Source organism: Psychrobacter sp. CMS30 (assembly GCF_904846565.1).
Lineage (GTDB): Bacteria > Pseudomonadota > Gammaproteobacteria > Pseudomonadales > Moraxellaceae > Psychrobacter > Psychrobacter maritimus.
The window spans coordinates 132,705-152,808 of record NZ_CAJHBF010000005.1; the positions used below are offsets into that span (position 1 = coordinate 132,705).

General features: G+C 44.1%; 14 protein-coding genes and 1 riboswitch. Of the genes, 12 read left to right on the forward strand and 2 right to left on the reverse strand.

Annotated elements, in window-relative coordinates; genetic code table 11:
* Positions 1-260 precede the first annotated feature (260 nt).
* The gene (locus JMX94_RS04315) at positions 261-1,523 is read left to right on the forward strand and encodes a YeeE/YedE family protein (protein ID WP_265088933.1); all 1,263 of its coding nucleotides are present in this window, start codon (positions 261-263) and stop codon (positions 1,521-1,523) included.
* Between the two features lie 122 nt (positions 1,524-1,645).
* Here the strand turns inward: JMX94_RS04315 and JMX94_RS04320 are convergent, their stop codons facing one another.
* Both JMX94_RS04320 and JMX94_RS04325 read right to left on the reverse strand, forming a co-directional pair.
* Positions 1,646-2,542, reverse strand: a complete 897-nt coding sequence (locus tag JMX94_RS04320) for a polyphenol oxidase family protein (RefSeq protein WP_201563532.1) — start codon at positions 2,540-2,542, stop codon at positions 1,646-1,648.
* A 106-nt stretch (positions 2,543-2,648) separates the two neighbouring features.
* Positions 2,649-3,836 carry an RluA family pseudouridine synthase gene (locus JMX94_RS04325; protein ID WP_227673515.1) on the reverse strand — a complete coding sequence of 396 codons (1,188 nt, stop codon included), beginning with the start codon at positions 3,834-3,836 and terminating at the stop codon, positions 2,649-2,651.
* 809 nt (positions 3,837-4,645) lie between these two features.
* Between JMX94_RS04325 and JMX94_RS04330 the strand changes: the two genes are divergently transcribed.
* The 11 genes from JMX94_RS04330 (at position 4,646) to JMX94_RS04385 (ending at position 20,094) form a co-directional block, all read left to right on the forward strand.
* The gene (locus JMX94_RS04330; RefSeq protein WP_201563534.1) at positions 4,646-5,818 is read left to right on the forward strand and encodes an outer membrane protein assembly factor BamD; all 1,173 of its coding nucleotides are present in this window, start codon (positions 4,646-4,648) and stop codon (positions 5,816-5,818) included.
* Positions 5,819-5,996: 178 nt separating this feature from the next.
* The gene (locus tag JMX94_RS04335; RefSeq protein ID WP_201563536.1) at positions 5,997-8,180 is read left to right on the forward strand and encodes a DNA primase; all 2,184 of its coding nucleotides are present in this window, start codon (positions 5,997-5,999) and stop codon (positions 8,178-8,180) included.
* 697 nt (positions 8,181-8,877) lie between these two features.
* Positions 8,878-10,800 carry an RNA polymerase sigma factor RpoD gene (rpoD, locus tag JMX94_RS04340; RefSeq protein ID WP_201563538.1) on the forward strand — a complete coding sequence of 641 codons (1,923 nt, stop codon included), beginning with the start codon at positions 8,878-8,880 and terminating at the stop codon, positions 10,798-10,800.
* Between the two features lie 263 nt (positions 10,801-11,063).
* Positions 11,064-12,311 (forward strand): multidrug effflux MFS transporter, encoded by a 1,248-nt coding sequence (locus tag JMX94_RS04345; protein WP_201563540.1) that lies wholly within the window; start codon positions 11,064-11,066, stop codon positions 12,309-12,311.
* Positions 12,298-12,888, forward strand: coding sequence for a TetR/AcrR family transcriptional regulator (locus JMX94_RS13400; protein WP_201563542.1), 591 nt, complete (start codon positions 12,298-12,300; stop codon positions 12,886-12,888). The genes JMX94_RS04345 and JMX94_RS13400 overlap by 14 nt, the downstream gene beginning before the upstream one ends.
* Positions 12,889-13,028: 140 nt before the next feature.
* A riboswitch (TPP riboswitch) is annotated at positions 13,029-13,146 on the forward strand.
* A 123-nt stretch (positions 13,147-13,269) separates the two neighbouring features.
* A complete protein-coding gene (tenA, locus tag JMX94_RS04355) occupies positions 13,270-13,917 on the forward strand; it encodes a thiaminase II (RefSeq protein ID WP_201563544.1) in 648 nt (215 codons plus the stop codon).
* A 99-nt stretch (positions 13,918-14,016) separates the two neighbouring features.
* Complete coding sequence (locus JMX94_RS04360; RefSeq protein ID WP_201563546.1) at positions 14,017-14,715, forward strand: class I SAM-dependent methyltransferase; 699 nt, start codon at positions 14,017-14,019, stop codon at positions 14,713-14,715.
* A gap of 127 nt (positions 14,716-14,842) precedes the next feature.
* On the forward strand, positions 14,843-15,223 hold the full coding sequence (locus JMX94_RS04365; RefSeq protein ID WP_192524586.1) for a YbeD family protein: 381 nt from the start codon (positions 14,843-14,845) through the stop codon (positions 15,221-15,223).
* 551 nt (positions 15,224-15,774) lie between these two features.
* Complete coding sequence (locus JMX94_RS04375; protein WP_227673513.1) at positions 15,775-17,886, forward strand: ribonucleotide reductase N-terminal alpha domain-containing protein; 2,112 nt, start codon at positions 15,775-15,777, stop codon at positions 17,884-17,886.
* 144 nt (positions 17,887-18,030) lie between these two features.
* Positions 18,031-19,119: an NAD(+) diphosphatase gene (gene nudC, locus JMX94_RS04380; RefSeq protein ID WP_201563548.1), complete on the forward strand. Its 1,089-nt coding sequence runs from the start codon at positions 18,031-18,033 to the stop codon at positions 19,117-19,119.
* A 123-nt stretch (positions 19,120-19,242) separates the two neighbouring features.
* A complete protein-coding gene (locus JMX94_RS04385; RefSeq protein ID WP_227673514.1) occupies positions 19,243-20,094 on the forward strand; it encodes an RnfABCDGE type electron transport complex subunit B in 852 nt (283 codons plus the stop codon).
* The last annotated feature ends 10 nt before the right edge of the window (positions 20,095-20,104 follow it).

A 20,104-nucleotide genomic window follows, 5' to 3' on the forward strand; every position in this document is an offset into this window, starting at 1 on the left:
CGAAATACAGCGAAAAAAAGATATCGGCTCAATATCTCCATACCCTACCATTCATTGATTTTTATCTACTTATTCCATATATGAATATGTTAATTCCCGCTCTTCTTGTAGTGATTCTTTAAAACGGGTCTATCATATAGCCCTTATTCAATCATACCTAGAAAAATCTGTTGGATATTCCAAATACCTTATCATAACCAATGATACAAACCATGAACAATGAACTCTGAAATATTATATCAGAGAAGGATGTGATTCCCTTGACGACTATAACGACGAGCGTTCAGCCCGTGAACGATACACGAGAGCCTATTGCTAAAGAGACGCTGGCTTTAAATAATCCACAAAAGCCATTGATAATAGCTGGTGTTATTGTTGGTTTTACCCTGTTGGTCTATCTGTCTATTACCCAGACTACCGCCCAGCCGCTGCTTTTTGCTATCGGCTTATTGCTCGGCTATACCCTATTTCATGCCCGCTTTGGTTTTACTTCTGCCTTTAGACGCCTGATGTCGGTTGGTAATGGGCAAGCCATGCGCTCTCATATGTTGATGTTGGCCGTTGCGGTTACGTTGTTTGCGCCCATTCTTGCTTATGGAACGACGATTTTTGGCGGCTCAGTCGCAGGTTATGTATCGCCAGTTGGTGTCAGTTTACTGGTCGGCGCTTTTGTATTCGGTATTGGCATGCAGCTTGGCGGCGGCTGTGCTTCTGGTACGCTTTACGCAGTAGGTGGCGGACGTTCGGTGATGTTTATTACCTTTATTTTCTTCGTCATTGGCGCGACCATTGGTGCTTATCATCTGCCGTTTTGGACAGAAGAGATGCCCTCCTTTGCGCCTTTTTCGTTAGCCACCTCTACTGGTCTTGGTTATAGCGGTGCTTGGGTGTTGTCTTTGGTCCTGTTTGCTTTGATTGCGTGGGTTACGCTCGTTGTTGAGAAAAAGACCAAGGCTCCAAAGATGGCTCCCGTTCCAACTGAGTCAGGTTGGAGACGTATTTTTCGAGGTTCTTGGCCGTTATTCGCAGCCGCCATTGTCTTAGCGATATTAAATGCTTTAACCTTGCTCACGCGTGGTCAACCATGGGGCATTACTTCTGCATTTTCATTGTGGGGCTCTAAAATCGCCAGCAGTTTTGGTGTTGATGTTGCCAACTGGGGCTATTGGCAAGGGGCGAATGCCGCCGCATTGAACGCATCTATTTTCGCTGATTCAACCACAGTCATGAATATCGGCATTATCATTGGCGCTTTTATTGCCTCAGCAGCGGGTGGTTTATTCAAATTTACCCAGATTACTTTGGGGAATTTCGCCGCTTCGGTGATTGGCGGATTAATGATGGGTTATGGCGCACGTTTGGCATTCGGCTGTAACATCGGTGCTTACTTCGGCGGTATCGCCTCTTTTAGTGCTCATGGTTATATATGGGGCATCATGGCGATGGCAGGGACTTTTTTAGCCTTATATCTGCGTCCTTTATTCGGATTATCTGTGCCAAAATCGAATGATTCTGTATGCTAATTCATAAAGTATAATTTTAATAAAACACAAAAATAGCAGGCTAATGATAAGCCTGCTATTTTTTTATTGCATCATCAATATAATGCGCTTCATTACTTAAAAACTATTGCCAATTGTTTGCATCAAGAAACAGCAAGGCTGCGAACAATGACCAATGCCATACGTCCTGTCGCAGGCTGCTGAAGATGCGTTTGACGCCGATAAGAATAATAATGCGGGTCAGCATAACTACAAGGTATAGCGAACTCATTGCTAACTATAATACCTGCTGCCTTTAATTGGTCAGCCGCTAATTGTGGTAAGTTCAGCTTAATTTTATCCGCTTCAGAAGCTAAGACGTAACGTTCTTCAAAGCTCTCTAGATGCTGCGCCACTAAGGTTTGATTTTCAATACAACCTGTTAACAGCTTATCTCGTACTTGCCTGCCGACTTCATAATTTTCTTGACTGATACAAACCCCAATCCACGCCATGATTGGTTCAGAGCTGCTAAAGCGTTCAACCGTCGTTTTAATAACACCGCATGCCAGCCCTTGCCAGCCTGCATGTATGGCGGCTATCTGCCCCGTTGCCGGTTGGTATAAGACTATCGGCACACAATCGGCGGTCATCACCGCAAGCCCTAATTCCGCTTGGCAGCTGACCATAGCATCAGCATCTAGCGGACGCATAGCCAGCGCAGTCGCATCGATATCATGAATCTGCTTACCATGAACCTGATTGAGCCAGTGCAAGCTATCAATAGGCTGGCGCTGTGTTGCTGCCAATTGCTCATTGATAGCGCTCAGCAAATGCATGCGATTGTTTAAGACCGTCTTTGCATTGTCATTAACATGCAAGCCTAAATTTAGCGCCCCATAACTTGCTTGGGTTTGCTGGTCTGTTTGCAGCTGATTTTGTAAATTAGCAGCAACAGCGTCAGCATTATCGTCACTGATAAAAGCCGCCGTTTGGAAAACCGCTACGTCATCAAGCTGAGCAAGCAAGGTAATAGGAAGCTTGTTTATTGTGCTAGTCATGGTCGATTTACCACACTTCTCATTATCATTATCGTTATCGTTATCGTTATTAAGGCATTAGCGCTAATTTATGCTTTTTAAATAAACATCATGAAGTCATTAATGATTATTCTTCGTCATAGCCATCGCTTAAGACTGCCATCAATTGCTGCATATCTTCAGGGATGGGTGTGGTGACTTCGATATCTTCGCCAGTCGTTGGGTGAACGAAACCCAAGGTATAGGCGTGCAATGCTTGGCGCGGGAAATTATTAATCGCTTGACGCTGCGCTTCTGTTAAACCGGCACGCAATTGACGACGACCACCGTAGACACGGTCACCGACTATCGGATACGTAATATGGCTAAGATGCACGCGAATTTGGTGCGTACGCCCTGTTTCCAGACTGACATCTAGCAGACAGTAGTTATCGTTAAGCGGCGTCACGGTTAATAAATGGGTGACAGCTTCACGCCCTGCTGTCATCACGGTCATTTTGGTACGCTGATTGCGATGGCGACCAATGGGCGCGTCAATACGACGATGACGCAGTAAACTTGCTGCATCTCCTGCTACCACACATTGATAATGACGATAGACGGACTTGTCTTTGAGCTGCTCCATCAAGGCCATTTGCGCAGGCTTGGTTTTACCAATAAGCAATAGCCCTGAGGTATCTTTATCAATACGGTGTACCAGTCCGGCACGCGGCAAATGGTGCTGCTGCGGGTAGTGATACAGTAGCGCATTCACCAAAGTGCCGGTTTGATTGCCAGCGCCAGGATGGACAACCATACCGACAGGTTTATTAATTACTAAAACATCGTCGTCTTCATAAACCACCTCGATATCGATATTTTCTGGTTGATCTTCGCTATGCTGCTGCAGGGTCGTCGATAAATGTAAGATATCACCGGCTTTGACACGGATTTTTGGTTTTTGCACGCTGCCGTTATAAAGTAAGCTGCCGTCAGTGATCCAGCCTTGTAGTTGGGCACGCGAAAAATCGGTAAATACTTTTGACGCCAATTTATCAATACGTAAACCCGCTTCCTCTTCTACTACCGTATGTGTGACATCAACGATGACAGGGACGGCTTGCCCAGCGACTGACGCTGCATCATCGCCGTCCTCATCTTCTTCATCAAGTAGCTCACCATCCACCAATTCTTCTAGCTCATCATCATCGGACAGCTCTTGCATCTGCTCATCAGGCGCACTTTCATGGTCAGTAAGCGGCTCATTATCCTCTAATAACTCATTTGGCATCGTCGATTTTTGCACGGGTGAACCTTTCGTTGGTGAAGTTTTCATGGCTAACTGTTGCGCGGATAACTCTTGCGCAGATAGCGTTTCTGATGTTGATGTTGATATATTAGCATCTAGCGGTTGATTCTTAGGTAAATTGGTCGTCATAGCATCATTATTCATAGCGGATTCATACATGGTAAAGTCGCTTACATTGTTTTGTAAGCTGACCTCATAAGAGAGCAGACTAACGCTTGCTGACCGGCAAAAATAAGTGCGGGCAAAAAAAGCAAAAGTCACATCGTCATAGTGTAACATGCTGAACGCCTAAGCCCTACAGAAGCTGCGCGTTATCTATGATTTTATCATGACCATGCGACAGGTTCTCAGCCGTCATATACTGGGCGTTATTCGCTAGATTAACTCTCTAAAATATAACATGGCTGTAATTTACTGTATATTTGTCCCTGTCAGCCATATTCATTATCGCTCGTGACAGCGGCTCATGCTACACTACGGAACAATGTCACCATGGCCACCATACATAAAGCATTAGCGTAACCAGACATAAAGCATTCGCCGTTTAACTACAAAATAGATAACGAAAAAATAGACGAAGCAAAGGTTATTCTATAAAGTAAGCCATGTTTTGCTGTATGCTATGGCACTGAATTTTTAAAATAAATATATTTTATTCATACGAGCAAAACTGCATTCGATAAAAATTCTGTTGCTAATGAGTGCGCCTATTTATAGCGCCTACTCATTAATAGACAGTTAACGGATGCCGCAAGCATCGTTTTTTCATTATTATCCTTTTATTATTTAGCCTAATAGCGTCGCTGCTATTACGCGTCTTGTGTCGGAGAAGAAATATGCAAGCTGTTGGCAATACGTTTATCAAACTGTCCTCAATCACCCTACTTGCCCTAAGTATCAACTTGGTGGGTTGTCAAACGTTTAAAAACCTAACCGGCGGTAAAGACGTGGATGCGGTTGAAACTGCTGAGAAGTCAGAGCAGCGTTACTATAATGACGCCATCGCCCAGATTGATAAAGGTCGCTATACGCAAGCTGTTGAAGATTTGACCAATCTGCGCACCTTTTATCCGACCGGACAATATGCCGAACAAGCATTGCTCGATATGATGTACGCTCAATATGAAAGTGGCAAGTTTGAGACCGCTGCTGCCAGCGCTGAGCAATTTATTAATTTGTACCCGTCTAATCCGCAAGTCAGCTATGCTTACTACGTACGCGGCGTGGCCAATATGCAAGGCTCGTCAGAAGGTTTAAAACTGTTTAAGCTTAATCAAGCTGAGCGTGATACCGCTTATTTGCGTATTGCCTTTGCCAATTTCCAAGAGCTTATCAATAAATATCCTAACAGCCCTTATGCGCCAGATGCCGCTCAGCGTATGACTTTTATCTATAATCAGTTTGCCGAAAGCGAGATGAGCGCGGCGAATTGGTATATTGAGCGCGAAGCCTATGTTGCGGCTGTAAACCGTGCCAAGTGGGTGTTCCAATACTATCCATTAAGCGAATCTGTGCCTGACGCTATTGCGGTACTGGCTTATAGCCATGAAAAACTCGGTCTTAATGACTTGGCAAAAGAATATAAAACCCTGTTGCAGATTAACTATCCAAACATGCTAAGCGCTGATGGACGCGTTAAATTGAATACCAAACGTGAGCGCACTTTGTTGAATAAATTGACCTTTGGGCAATTGAACCGCTTTAACAAAGACACCTCAGTTGCGACAGGCGATTACAATGGTGCCACCAAAACTCAAGTTATCCGTAATGCCAGCCAATTAAGATTGCCGAGCAACAATGCGGCAGCAGCCAACGCGAGTACTAATGCTAACGCTCCGTTAAATATGTCTCCAAAACGTACTACTGGCATTAATATGGGTCTAGGTCTACCTGAAGCGTCAGCTGAACGCGTGACGAGCCAATCGAGCACCGGCGATGCCGCCAGAGAAGCCAATGTCGATCCGCAAAACACCAATCCTGTACGCCGTACGACGATACCTGCGGAGTAAACTGATACTACCCTCGTCTATTTTAGACGCTTAGCGCCTATCATCACAAATAAGGTCAACATTCTGTTGGCCTTATTTTTCTGTTTTTACTTCTTATACTTTTTATCTACTTTCAGTTTTTATTTCTAGCTGATTGTCGATGCTTAATATAATTGACCTATGGTAAACTGTTTTTTGTATGAGCATTCCTAACCATATTCTTGAGCAATTAAATAGCCAAGCTGACTTAATCAGTATCATTGGGCGTCATACCACGCTTAAACGTGCGGGTAGTGAGTACAAAGGCTGCTGTCCGTTTCATGGCGAAAAGTCGCCGTCTTTTTATGTCAATCCGCAAAAGAACATCTATCACTGCTTTGGCTGTAGTGTCGGTGGTAATGCCATCAGTTTTTTGCGTGATTATGAAAACTTAACCTTTATCGAAGCGGTTAATGAGCTGTCCAAACAAACGGGCATCGAAGTACCAAAAGAAGAGCAGCAGAACGTCAGCTATCAGCGTGCCCCAATTAAGCCAAAATCTAAGCCGGAAACCAAGCCAAAAACCGCTATTGAGCCAGCAACATCGGCAGCAGCAACGCACCCACAATCGACTAATAACCAACCTGTAGCCGATACTCAGCCATCCATAAACGTGCCAGCTGCTGATACGCAACCGCCAGCTTATAACGACAACTATGACAATTATCCGCCATTAGAGGCGTATGATTCCGTTCCTTATGCGATGGATGACTACGATACTAGCTACCAAGGTGATGCCAACTATCAAGACAATAGTAGTTATCCACCTGCATGGTTAACCGGTGAGGCTGATACTACTACTCTCTACGATGATAATAGCGTCTCTGATAAAGACGGCAATCTTTACGAGTTGCTAGAGCAAATCCAGCAGTTTTATCAGCATAATCTCACTATCCATCCGCATGCTAAGCATTACTTTTTATCGCGTGGTATTACCGAAGACATCTTTGAAACCTTTGGTCTCGGCTATGCGCCCTTTGGTTGGCAGCATCTTGAACATCAATTCCCGCAGGACATTGAAGGGCTTAAAGCCTTGGGCTTAGTGCGCAAATCAGAATCAGGGCGCGACTATGACCTACTTCGTGATCGGGTTATTTTCCCGATTCGCGACAACCAAGGTCGTACTATTGGTTTTGGTGGTCGCGCGCTTGATGACGAAGTAAAACCCAAATATATCAACTCGTCCGACTCGCCCGTTTTCCATAAGCAGCACGTACTATACGGCTACTATGAATCTCGCCAGCAGCGCGCAAATGATTGGCTGGTGGTCGAAGGCTATATGGATGTCATTGCCCTTTATCAAGCAGGGATTTATGGTGCGGTAGCTTCTATGGGTACGGCGATTAATGAGAGCCAAATATCACGGCTGTTGACATTAAACCCTACCCTGACATTGAGCTTCGATGGTGATAGCGCGGGACAAAAAGCTGCTTGGCGCACGCTTGAAGTCGCGCTGCCTGTGCTTGGCGATGATAAAGAGCTGCGGTTTTTAACCTTACCTAACAATCATGACCCTGATACTTTTATAAAAAGTCAGGGCGCGGATGCGATGCGCGAGCAAATCGCCACGGCCATGCCGCTATCGCAATATATTTTTGCTTACTTAAGTGAACGCTACGACTTAACCTTGGCAGAAGGTAAAGCCAAGCTTATGTCGCAAGTGCGCGCGTTGACCACCGCCCTACCTAAAGGCAGTAGCTTTCGTTATTTGCTGAATAATGACATTTATCAAAAGCTGGGCGGTAAACGTAGTCAAAACAAAGATGCTAAAGACGCGCTGCTAGATTTTGATGGCGATATGACCATCAGTCAGCAATTGCAGCTGTGTTTTTTATTCCAGCCGCGCGCCTTAAGTGATGACCCTATCGAAGCCATTTGGCAGCAGGCGGGTATTAATGATTTGCAGCTGCCGGCGCATATTAAACAAAAAGCCTCCGCTGATATATTGCGTCCACTGGAATGGGAAGACCTGCAAGATAACGCCCTGCTCGATATCGTCAGCACCATTAAGCGCTGTCTTAATTATCTACCTAAAGACGCCAATGCAGCGGCGCACTTTATCTTATCCAATGTCAAACCCAGCACCCAAGAGACGCTTAGCCGCGATTGGGGTAGTTTTTATAAAGCGCTTACCACGCGCAATATCTTAAGCCTTGATGGTTTGGTTGAAGAGTTGGTCAGCCAGTTGATTGAACGTCATATGAAGAAAAAAATCCAAGATTTGGTTAAGAACCCCGACAATATAAAGCTGGCGATTGTCCGTAAGCAGTCACAATTATTAAACGACTGGTTACGCGCGCAGCAAGCAGAGCAATCGGCACAAATGGCAACGGTGAAATCTTAACAGCTAGGCTGGGATACGTCCTAGATTTTATTTATGGGCAGCGACCCTTTAAAAGCATCGCGGTTGCCCCCACTATTAATGATTATGCCCAGTTGCATATACCGCCCTCCATCAGGCTACTGATAAAAAACCAATGGGTGAAAAATAATGGGGAATATCATTAATAAATACCAGATAAATGCTAGATAAATAGCAGCGAGCATCACTAGCTCGTGCTTGATTACGCTGGTCTGTGTTAAACTGTGTCGCTAACTATTTATAGCCCGACTTAATAGATGACGATAAACCCGCATCATTGAGCACAATTTTAGCTAAAAGCACAGCTCTAGGTATGCATTTTTAAGGCGCTTTTTGAAACATAAATTTTAAATCGCTGTATTTTTGAATGACCATTTTTTAGCTCATAGTATTTTTTAGGGTTGTTTTTTAATTCATAGTATTTTTCAGATAACCGTATTTTTAGGCAACTGTATTTTTAGGTAATATGATTTTGAAGTATTTTGCGCATGACCAATTTTTAGCGGTTTTTTAGTATTGTAATTGTAGTATTTTGAGCCTTTATTCATATCCACTCATTTTTGTTATTATTGACAACCTTTACGCCATATTTTGATGAATCGATTGATTATATCAACGCACCCCGTAAGCGATAGCGAGTCACAATATAAAAATGTCCGATACAAGCAAGCGAGTATTTATGAACGATAAGTCAGTTTCTAAGTCCACATCTCAACTGGCCACCTTAATCCAAATGGGTAAAGAGCAGGGGTATTTGACCTATGCTGAGGTGAATGACCAACTGCCCGACTCTATTACTGAAAGTGATCAGATTGAAGATATCGTGCAAATGCTAACGGACGTTGGCATTAAAATTTTTGAATCTGCGCCCGACGCCGATGACATCTTGATGAACGATGATTCAAGCGATGATGACATGGCAGCCGATGAGGCAGCAGCAGTTTTGGCTTCGGTCGAGACTGAGCCTGGTCGTACCACTGACCCTGTACGTATGTATATGCGTGAGATGGGTACGGTTGACCTCTTAACCCGTGAAGGCGAGATTGCCATTGCTAAGCGTATCGAAGAAGGTATTCGTGACGTGCAGCATGCGATGTCTTATTGGCCGGGTACGGTACAGTTCGTCCTTGATGAGTACCAAAAAGTTCAAGATGGCGAGAAAAAATTGTCTGACGTCATCACAGGTTTTTTAGACCCTGAAACCGAAGAAGACAAAATCGCCGCCCAAGAAGCAAAAGAAGCGGCGAAAGAAGAACGCGAGCGTATTAAAGAAGAAAAAGAGAATCCGCCAGTTATCAAACCAAAAGCCAATGCCAAAGCTGCGCTTGACGATGATGACGAGGACGATGAAGTCGAAGTTGAAGAAGAAGCCGAAGAAGAAACCGGCGGTATCGATCCAGAAGAAGTACGTCTGCGCCTAGAAGAGATTGAACACTTATTTATTAAAGCCAAACAAGCCTTGCTTGATTATGGCCGTGGTAGCGTAGAAGCAGATGCTGCTTATGCCTTGCTTGCCGAACGCTTTATGATGTTGAAGTTAAACAATCGCTTGTCAGACCAAGTCATGGCTATCATGCATGACGTCTATGACGATGTGCGTAAGCAAGAGCGTCAAATCATGCGTTTGGTGATTCGCCGTGGTCGTATGCCGCGTGATGAATTCCGTAAAACTTTCCCTAGCAATGAAACCAACGTTGATTGGCTCATTGAGCGCATCAAAGGCAAACCTGCTTTTGCGGGTACGCTAGAAAAGGTCGCTGACGATGTGATTTTATTACAACGTAAAATTCGTGATTACGAGCAGCAGCTCGATATGAAAATCCACGACATGAAAGACGTCGCCCGTCGTATGGCGGTTGGCGAAGCAAAAGCGCGCCGTGCCAAAAAAGAGATGGTCGAAGCTAACTTGCGTCTGGTAATTTCTATCGCTAAGAAATATACCAACCGTGGTTTACAATTCTTGGACTTAATCCAAGAAGGTAATATCGGTCTGATGAAAGCGGTTGATAAATTTGAATACCGCCGTGGTTATAAATTCTCAACCTATGCCACGTGGTGGATTCGTCAGGCGATTACCCGCTCTATCGCTGACCAAGCGCGCACGATTCGTATCCCTGTGCATATGATTGAGACCATTAACAAGATAAACCGTGTCTCACGTCAATTACTACAAGAAATGGGACGCGAGCCAACGCCTGAGGAATTAGGCGAACGCTTAGAGATGGACGAAGTTAAAGTCCGTAAAGTGCTAAAAATTGCCAAAGAGCCTATCTCTATGGAGACGCCAATCGGTGACGATGAAGACTCGCACCTAGGCGATTTCATCGAAGATGGTACGATCTCAAGCCCTGTCGATGATGCGACCGCAGCTGGTCTGCGTGAAGCGACGCGTGACGTATTGGGCAACTTGACTGAGCGTGAAGCACGTGTGCTAAAAATGCGCTTTGGTATCGATATGCCAACCGACCATACGTTAGAAGAAGTTGGTAAGCAGTTTGATGTAACGCGTGAGCGTATCCGTCAGATTGAGGCAAAAGCATTACGTAAATTGCGTCATCCTTCACGTTCTGAGCATCTGCGCTCATTCCTTGAAAATGACTAATTTAAATAATATGTGCTAAGCACATCTTATTACGCCTAATGGCAAACCAAAAAAGCTGAGTATATCTCAGCTTTTTTGTGCCTGTTATTTGATGGCTGCTATTTAAGGGCTATTAGCTTTTACCTATTAAATATAGAGCCGCTATGGCATACGATAAGCAATTAATTCATAAAAATATTGCCTTTATTTAAAATAGCGAGTATAACTACCTACCGTTCGGTAGTTAAAAGATTAAATAGATAAATAGTTAATAGTGCACTCTTATGAATAAACAAACCAATGTAAAACACATCAGTATCAAAACCGTCATCTCTCTTGCCATCATTGTGGCGCTTGGCCCTGCAGCGATTGATATGTATTTGGCCTCTATGCCGAATATGGCAACAGACCTCAATACCTCCTACGCCACCACGCAAATCACTTTGACCGTCTTTCTTATCTTTATGGGTTTAGGACAGCTGGTATTTGGTCCCGTATCTGACGCCATAGGGCGAATAGCACCATTATTTGCAGGCTTGCTGGCATATATTGGCGCTTCCGTGTGGGCGATGTGGTCACAAAGTATTGAAAGCCTAATTTTTGCTCGTATCTTGCAAGGTCTTGGCGCCTCTATGGCTATCGTGGTGGTGATGAGCATGGTACGCGACTTAGTCGATGGACCAAAAGCGGCACAAATTTATGCTTTATTAAATACCATTGTGGCATTAGGTCCAATCGTCGCGCCAGCAATCGGTGGTATCGTCGGTGCGCATTATGGTTGGCGCGGCGTCATGTTTATTTTGGCGGCGTTAGGTATCATCGTGCTGATTAATACGTTGATGAATATCAAAGAAACCTTGCCAAAAGACAAGCGCATTCAATTAAATATAAAAGATATTACAGGCATTTATGTCGGCATATTAAAAAATAAGACCTTTGTCTTTAATCTATTTGCGCTATCTGCGGTGTATTTCTTTTTGTTTGCCTACATCGGTGGTTCTGCTTATGTCTATCAAACAGACTATGGTCTTAGCCTAGAGCAATTTGGTTTTGTCTTTGGCTTGACCAGTATCAGTCTAATTTTAGGTGCTTCTTCTACCGCTTATTTGGTCAAAAAAATATCGGCGTCACATTTGGCCTTAATCGGTGCCGGTGTCATGATGCTGGGTAGTGCCGTTTGCATCATCGCTTATCTGCTATCGATGGGTTTGGTCGGTATTGTCACTGGCATTGCCTTGGGATTATTTGGTCTTGGTGTATTAGAAGCGACGTTGATGGCAATTGCAATGGAATCGCAGCGCAGCGCTTTAGGTTCAAGCGCAGCTTTATTGGGCGCCATTCCTATGTTACTCTCATCTACTGCCACACCCATCGCGGGACAATTGGTTGAGATGAACACCTTATACTGGTTAATCTTGCTAGGTGCTATGGGACCGATTATTTTGGCATTGGTCTATCTTGGTTCTAGAAGCTTAAAACCTTATAGCAGTATCGCCACACCATCATTAGAGGAGGCCTATGCAAAGTCATAAACCACGCTCAAGCGCTAAGCAACGTATTATTGATGCTGCGTTTGAGCCTTTCTTTATGCACGGCTACGAGGGCGCATCACTTAGTGATATTGCCAAGGCTGTGGGCATCCGCAAAGCCTCTCTCTATACGCACTTTGCCAGTAAAGAAGCGATATTTTTAGAATTACTGCAAGATGCTCTCGAGTCAGAATGTGCGTTTATTAAGTCATGCTTTGCGACGACTAGTGAATTTCCTACTCCCGGTGAAGCGTATTGCCATGCTTTTGAAGCGCGTTATGAAAGCGCGATTACCTTACGGTTTTTAATTCGCATGGCCTATGCCGCACCTGTGCATTTGACCGATACCAGCGCGGCGACTTTTAATGTCTATATAAAGGTGTTGACTGAGCAAATACAGCTGGCTCTACAGCCTTATCAGCTCGACTCTGAGCAGCTAGAGCTGTATACCGATGCCTATCTAGGCGTAATCGATAGCTTAAGTGTAGAGCTGCTATATGCAGAAGGCTTATATGAGCGCCGTTTTAAAGCCATGCTGATGCTCTATCACACTGCTATTGAACAGCTTGATAAAAAATAACTTTTTAAATCTAAGCTGCTTTTTTTATCGTTATTTGGACATCACTTGCTAATGATGGCTGAGTTCGCCTATCATAGGGCTGATCTGCTTAAATAACAGCAGTTCGAACTCATTTAAATTTTATATTTATTATTAAAAAATAAACCTTGTCGGGGTGCTTTGATTTTGACGCTTTAACTACAATCAAAATCATGGCTGAGAGTTACCCGCGAACCTGATGCAGTTAGCACTGACGTAGGAAACAAGCGTGTCGATAGATAAGTCACATTTACTTCATATTTTGCCAATCTATTTACCCTAGACTGGCAAATTTTTTGTGCCTTATCACTTCTCGTTTTCTGCCATTTGCTTGCTTGCGTTTTATAAAAGTAAGTGAAAACTATGAATTACCAAACGCTACGTCACAATTGTCCCACATGGGATGATTACATTCAGCATGATTTCGTCAAGCAGCTGGCCGCTGGCACGCTTGCCCCTGACAGCTTTCGCCACTACCTTGTGCAAGACTATTTATACTTAATTCACTATACCCGCGTGATGGCGCTGAGCGTGTATAAGAGTGACACGCTGGCACAAATGCGCGTCGGTCAAGCAGGTATCAATGCCATGCTCGATATGGAAATCGCCATGTATTTGGATTTCTGCCGTCAGTGGAATATACCACTTGAACAAGTAGAAAACGCTCCTGAATCTGCCGTCACCATCGCCTATAGTCGCTATATATTAGACGCTGCGATGTCAGGCTCACTAGCCGAACTTTATGCCGCTATTGCGCCTTGTTTGATGGGCTATGGAGAAATTGGTAAATGCATCAAAGATGAGGGTTTTATCGATAACAACCCTTATCAACCATGGATTGATGTGTTTTCCAGTGATGAGTTTCAAGTAATTACCGCGCAAAACGAAGCGCTGATTAATACGCTATTAGCCGATGCCAGCCCTGCTCAAGCAGACAAGTTCCAACGGTTATTTAACACCGCCGCACGTATGGAAGTCAATTTTTGGCAGCAGGCGTTAGATTTGTCTTAACTTATACTCAATCTAGCTTGGTTCTAAAAAAGCCCTCTAAAATCAAAAACAATGATCAATAATAACGATCAATAATAACGATCAACAAGGAGAAACATCATGGCAGCATTCGATGAACACGCAAGCGCGTACGACAGCTGGTTTTTTGACAACCAAAACTTACTGACCAGTGAGCTAAAACTGGTCGCTCATTTCTTAGATAAAGATAGCGAGATATTGTCTATCGGCTGTGGTAGCGGTCTTTTCGAATCACTGTTGGCCAAAGATTACGACATTCATATCACGCATGGTATCGAGCCTTCGAAAGATATGGCTGAAGTCGCTGCAAAGCGCGGCTTGCAAGTGGATATCAGCCCTGCCGAAACCTGCGAGATTGCGCCTAATAAATTTGATATCATCATGTTTAATGGCAGCGTCAGCTATATCAGCGATTTGGATGTCTGTATCAAAAAGGCCTTTGATGCTCTAAAGACTGGCGGCAAACTTATCCTGATTGATGTGCCAAAAGAAAGCGGTTTTGCCAGCTTATACAATTTGGCCAGCGCGGTAGATACGTGGGAGCATCCACTACTCGAACACATCTCCCCTGCTGACCCTTATCCTATTGAGCTGGTGAAGTCAGCAAACTGGCGTACCTCTGATGAGAAAATCGAGTTAATGCAAGCCAATGGTTTTGTCGATTTTGAATATGCGCAAACTTTATTGACCCATCCTATGTATGCCAATGACAAGGTACAAGAGGTCATCGAAGGCTATGATCGCGGCGATTATGTGGCGGTATGTGGTTATAAAAAATAACGATTTTAATACCGCTTAACGTTTGGTGACCCTTGAATAATATGATGAGTGGCCTTATAAATGGTAAACAAAGCGCTTATCGGCATAACCCATAAGCTCATATTTTCACAAAGATAAGGACAACATCATGACTGATGATCCAAAAGACACCACTAACCCAAATCAAACGCCTAAAAGAGAGGTCAAAGTGACAGAATTGGTCGCCAATGACGGTATCTTAAAAGGCAAAAAAACCGACGTGCAAAACCCTGAGCTGTGGCAGTTCCCAATGAACTACCCACTGAGCATCATCGGTCATGAAGGCGAGCACGATAGCTTACTCAATGAAGTGAAGCTTATCCTTGGTAGCCAGTTTCCAGAGTTTGATTTGGCGTCTATGGAAGTTAAACCGTCAAAAACAGGACGCTTCCATTCGGTGCGTGCCAATTTATACTTGACCACCGTTGAGCAAGTAAACACGCTTTATGCATCACTCGATAATGCAAAAACGGTACGTATGGTCGTCTAATCATAGTTTTATCAATTTAACAAAAACCAGCCCGTTTTTCGTCCGAATCGTCACTCATATGGGTGGCGATTTTCTATTGGCTGGGGTACAATCACCACCCGAAATATGCGCGCCATTCAGCAGATTTGCGCTCGTTAATTTAGCCAACAATAAAAAGCAAATTCGCGCCATTTTTTACAAAACTTTTATTATTTTTCTTATTGGCGTCTAACCCTTATCCCATCGTCCTTTGCTAAAATTTGGACACGCTTTACCCTCTCATCAACATAGTTTGCCGCTAAAATCAATATAGCATTTTCAAAATTTTCCCGCTATATTGTGTCCACCTACTAACAAATACGCTATATGTAGTGCTCAGTGATTTAAACCCTCACTATGAGCAACGGCATCGTTTTGCCTAAAAAAACACTCTGCCGTGACAGGATGTTATAGCGTAATAAAGATAGCGTGATAAAGAATGCCCGCCGGTATTAACCGCGCCGCATTACTATAAGTAACACTATAAGCATCATTATAAATTAATTGCCAAGCAATCAACTTACGAGGTCAGCATGACACATATCGATAAAATCCAAGTAACCAAACGTGATGGACGTTTAGAGCCTATTGATTTAGATAAGATTCACAAGGTTATCGAGTGGGCTGCTCATGATTTAGATAATGTGTCGGTATCACAAGTTGAGCTAAAGTCGCACATTCAGTTTTATGAAGGCATCAAAACTCGTGATATTCATGAGACCATCATCAAGTCTGCCGCTGATCTTATCTCTGAAACCACGCCTGATTATCAGTATTTAGCCGCGCGTTTGGCCATCTTCCATTTACGTAAGATTGCTTATAATAAATTCACCCCTCCTCACTTGTATGACCATGTCAAAAAGCTAACTGATGCCGGTAAATACGATCAGCATATCTTAGCTGACTATAGCCGTGCGGAATTTGATGAATTAGAAGAATACCTTGACCACTGGCGCGATATGAATCTTGCTTATGCTGCTGTCGAGCAAATGGCGGGTAAATATCTCGTGCAAGATCGCGTCAGCAAGACCGTTTATGAAAGCCCACAGTTCTTATATATGTTGGTTGGCATGTGCTTGTTTGCCAGCTATGAAAAATCAGAGCGTCTCGATTATGTGAAGCGCTTCTATGATGCAACCTCACAATTTAAAATCTCTCTACCGACGCCTATCATGTCAGGTGTACGTACGCCATCGCGCCAGTTTAGCTCGTGTGTATTGATCGAATGCGGTGATAATAGCGATACGCCACCACCAGCGCCAGCGTTGATTATGGACTTATCAGAAGCCATTATGACGCTTGATCGTTATATTGAGTTTGTCTTATTGACTGAGTCAGTAGAGCCGACTTTACTACTGCCTATTATTAATAAGCTCAATGCTCACGGGCAAGAAGCACCAATCGCCGCTGATTATTTTTCAACCTTTGGTAGCAGCAGCGTCAGCATTGCCAACCCTGAAAACAACTTTCAACCGCTGCACGAGCTCAATCTTGATAGCGAATTACTGACTTACGCTTATCGTAGTGGACTTGGGGTTGCGTTGTTAAATCAAGACGGCAATGTGAGCGACGATGAGCAGAAAAAACTCGATGCCATGTCAGCAGCTTGCGCTTTGATAGCCGCAAACTCTAACCGTTTGTTTTGGCAAGCAGCAACTGCCGCCGTGGCTGATATTGCCAGCATTTTACCGCTGAACTTAAGCCAAAAACATACGCTTATTTACTTAGAGCAGCAGTTCCAAAGCTATCTGCCCGTAATGGACACACGCTTTGCAGACTTGGTCAGCTTTGCTTGCCAGCGCGATACAGCAGAGGCTAAAATCCTACGTGAACAATATGCTGCCAATCAGTTAGAGACGCCGCAACTTGAGCAAATGGCGCGCTTCTTATTTGGTCCTAATCGTGCTTTGACGGACACTTTAAACACCATTATTCAAGCACAAATCAATAATATCAAAGAGAATGTCGATAGCTACGCACGCGGTGATTCTATCAATCCTGTCGATATGCAAACCTCGCAAATCACTGAGCAGCTGACCGAGCTGAGTTCAGCGTTCCGATTGTTAGGCTTAGCAAATGCTGCAAACAGCTTGAGTACCGCAGCAGAGGCGGTGAGCAAATGGCGCGCGCCTACGCCAGAAGATTTTGACCATTTATTATTAGCATTGATGCACGCTGAAAATGCCACTATCGCCATGGCAGAAATGCACACCCCAGGGGCTATTTATTTGCCTTTAAACAATCCACATATCTCATTACATCAGCTGAATACCGCCTATGATACGCTGATACAAGAGAGCCGTACCGCCATTGCCAGTGCCGAACAAGCCGTCAATGACTATTTGGCTGAACCTGAGCGTGATATCCTTAATATTCAAAACATTCCTGAAATGCTGCGTCAAGTGTCAGGTGCGGTACGCTTTTTACAATTGCCAACCCCTGCTAGCATGCTCAGCCAATTAGCGGGTTATTTGCAGCAGCGTATTGATAGCGGTGCAAGAATTGATGATGGTACCTTGGCTTATATCGCCGATGTCATCATGGCCGTTGACCATCATTTAGATGGCTTTGAGAACAATCGTCCCGTGAGTAAACAGGCGCTAGATGTCGGGCAACAAAGCTTAAGCCAGTTGCTTGCTGCCTAATTGCTGGTTTATTCGGTAGTAGATAGGTAGCTTGCTTATTTACTTACTTACTTACTTACTGAGTTATCATTTAACTGTCCATTTTAAACAGACTCATATCGATGCGGATATGAGTCTGTCTTTGATTGTTTGGAAACTTATCCTATGACCCACGCCTTTATACTTCGTGACGAGACGGTTTTATGTCGTCAAACGCCCAAGGGTTGGTGGCCTGTACAGGTTCAGTTACCAGATTCGGTTAATGATACAGCGTTAAACACTCATGACATTCATAACATCCATAACATTCAGCCAGCCTATCAAGTTGGGCGAGTTATGTTACTTGAAAGCTTAGCGCCGACTCATTGGTTACCTAATAATGAGGTAAAAAGCAGCACACTCAGCATTGATAGTGCAGATAACGATAGTTTGGCTGATTTTGAAACCGATACTGCCAATACTTTTACATCACAAGCGGCCATTGCCATTAATTATGACTATGCCATAGCCAATCATATTGATTTACCTAGAATTTTAGAAAGTCATGATTTAGAAAGCAACGCTCTAAAGAATAACGATTTAACAAGTAATAGCGACGAGAAAATTAGTCCAGACACCGATACTTGCGCTTTTATTGCGTATCGTCTGCTTATCACGCAGCTGCCATTCGCGTTATCTGACCAGCTTAGCCAAGCCATACAGTTATTACGTTGGCAAGCAGATACGCAGTTTTGTAGTCGCTGCGCCGCTCCCGTGGTACATGCCGCAAGCGCTGAGCGTGCGATGGTCTGCCAAGTTTGCCGCTTACGCCAGTATCCACGTGTGCAGCCGTGCGTTATTACCGCCATTACCCGACCGAATCCGCAAACGGGTAAAATGCAAATATTATTGGCGCACCATCACCGTTATGGGCAGCAAAAAACGCCTCAGCAAGCGCTACAATATGGTTTGATTGCCGGTTTTGTAGAAGTCGGTGAAAGCTTAGAGCATGCGGTGGTACGCGAAGTTGCAGAAGAGGTGAATATCAGCCTCAAAGATATTCGCTATGTCAGCAGTCAACCTTGGCCGTTTCCGTCTAATTTAATGCTTGGTTTTCGAGCCTCTCATGCTGGCGGTGACATCGTGATACAAGAAGATGAGCTGTCACATGCCGATTTTTTTGACCTGTCAGATTTGCCAAAAATACCGTCAAAAGGCAGCATTGCTTATGCGCTGATTGCCCAAATTGCTCATGAACAAGGCATCTCACTTTAATGGATATTTAATTCATACGGGCAAGATGTCTTTTTATAAATATAGATGTTCTTAATAAATAGCGCTATTACCCTATTTATTTTAATATCAGCATCTAGCATTGATATAAAGGTTTTACATTAAATGCAAAGCACCATGAATAAAAACAGCAGTCATATCCGTCTCACTAATCTACCTATTTTGTTCGATAGCTTGAACATAGAAAGCTTGCCTGTCGCCACCCAAGCAAAGATTGCGCGCATTGACGCCTGCTTGCCGCAAACCCAATGCGGACTTTGCGACCACGCTGATGGCTGCTTGCCGTATGCGGTGGCGATTGTTATCGACAATGAGCCTTATAATAAATGTGTGCCCGGCGGTCAGCCGGTGACCGATGCGATTGCACAAATCATCAATCAAGATAGTAGCGATACACAAACCTTTAGCGCTGAGCCGTCAAAATGGCCAATAGATGTAAGCTCGCAGCGTCCAGTAGAAGTGCGCGCGGTGATTCGAGAAGATGATTGTATCGGCTGTACCAAATGCATCCCTGCTTGCCCTGTTGACGCCATCGTCGGGACTGGCAAGCATATGCATACTATTTTTACGGATTTATGCACAGGCTGTGAGCTATGTATCGCGCCCTGCCCGGTTGATTGCATTGACTTGGTCACCGTTGAGCGTACCCTATCAACAGCTGAGCGCACGCTTGAACAAGAGGATTTGCGCCAGCGTTATCATACCCATCTAAGACGCGTCAGTGAGCAATTGGCGGATAGCAGCAATAGCAAACCTGTGGTCAGCATGGTGGAGGCAAAACTGAATAATGCCGCCAGTCAATCGTTGAATATCAGTGAAGCACAAGCAAAAAATACCATTGCAGCGGCAAAGCTACGCAGTAAAATTAAGAAGTTAGAAAAGCAGCTTAGCGTACGGCCTAATGAGAGCAAACAACTGGAACTTGAAGGGTTACAAGCTGAGCTTGCACAACTTTAATAGCCAATAT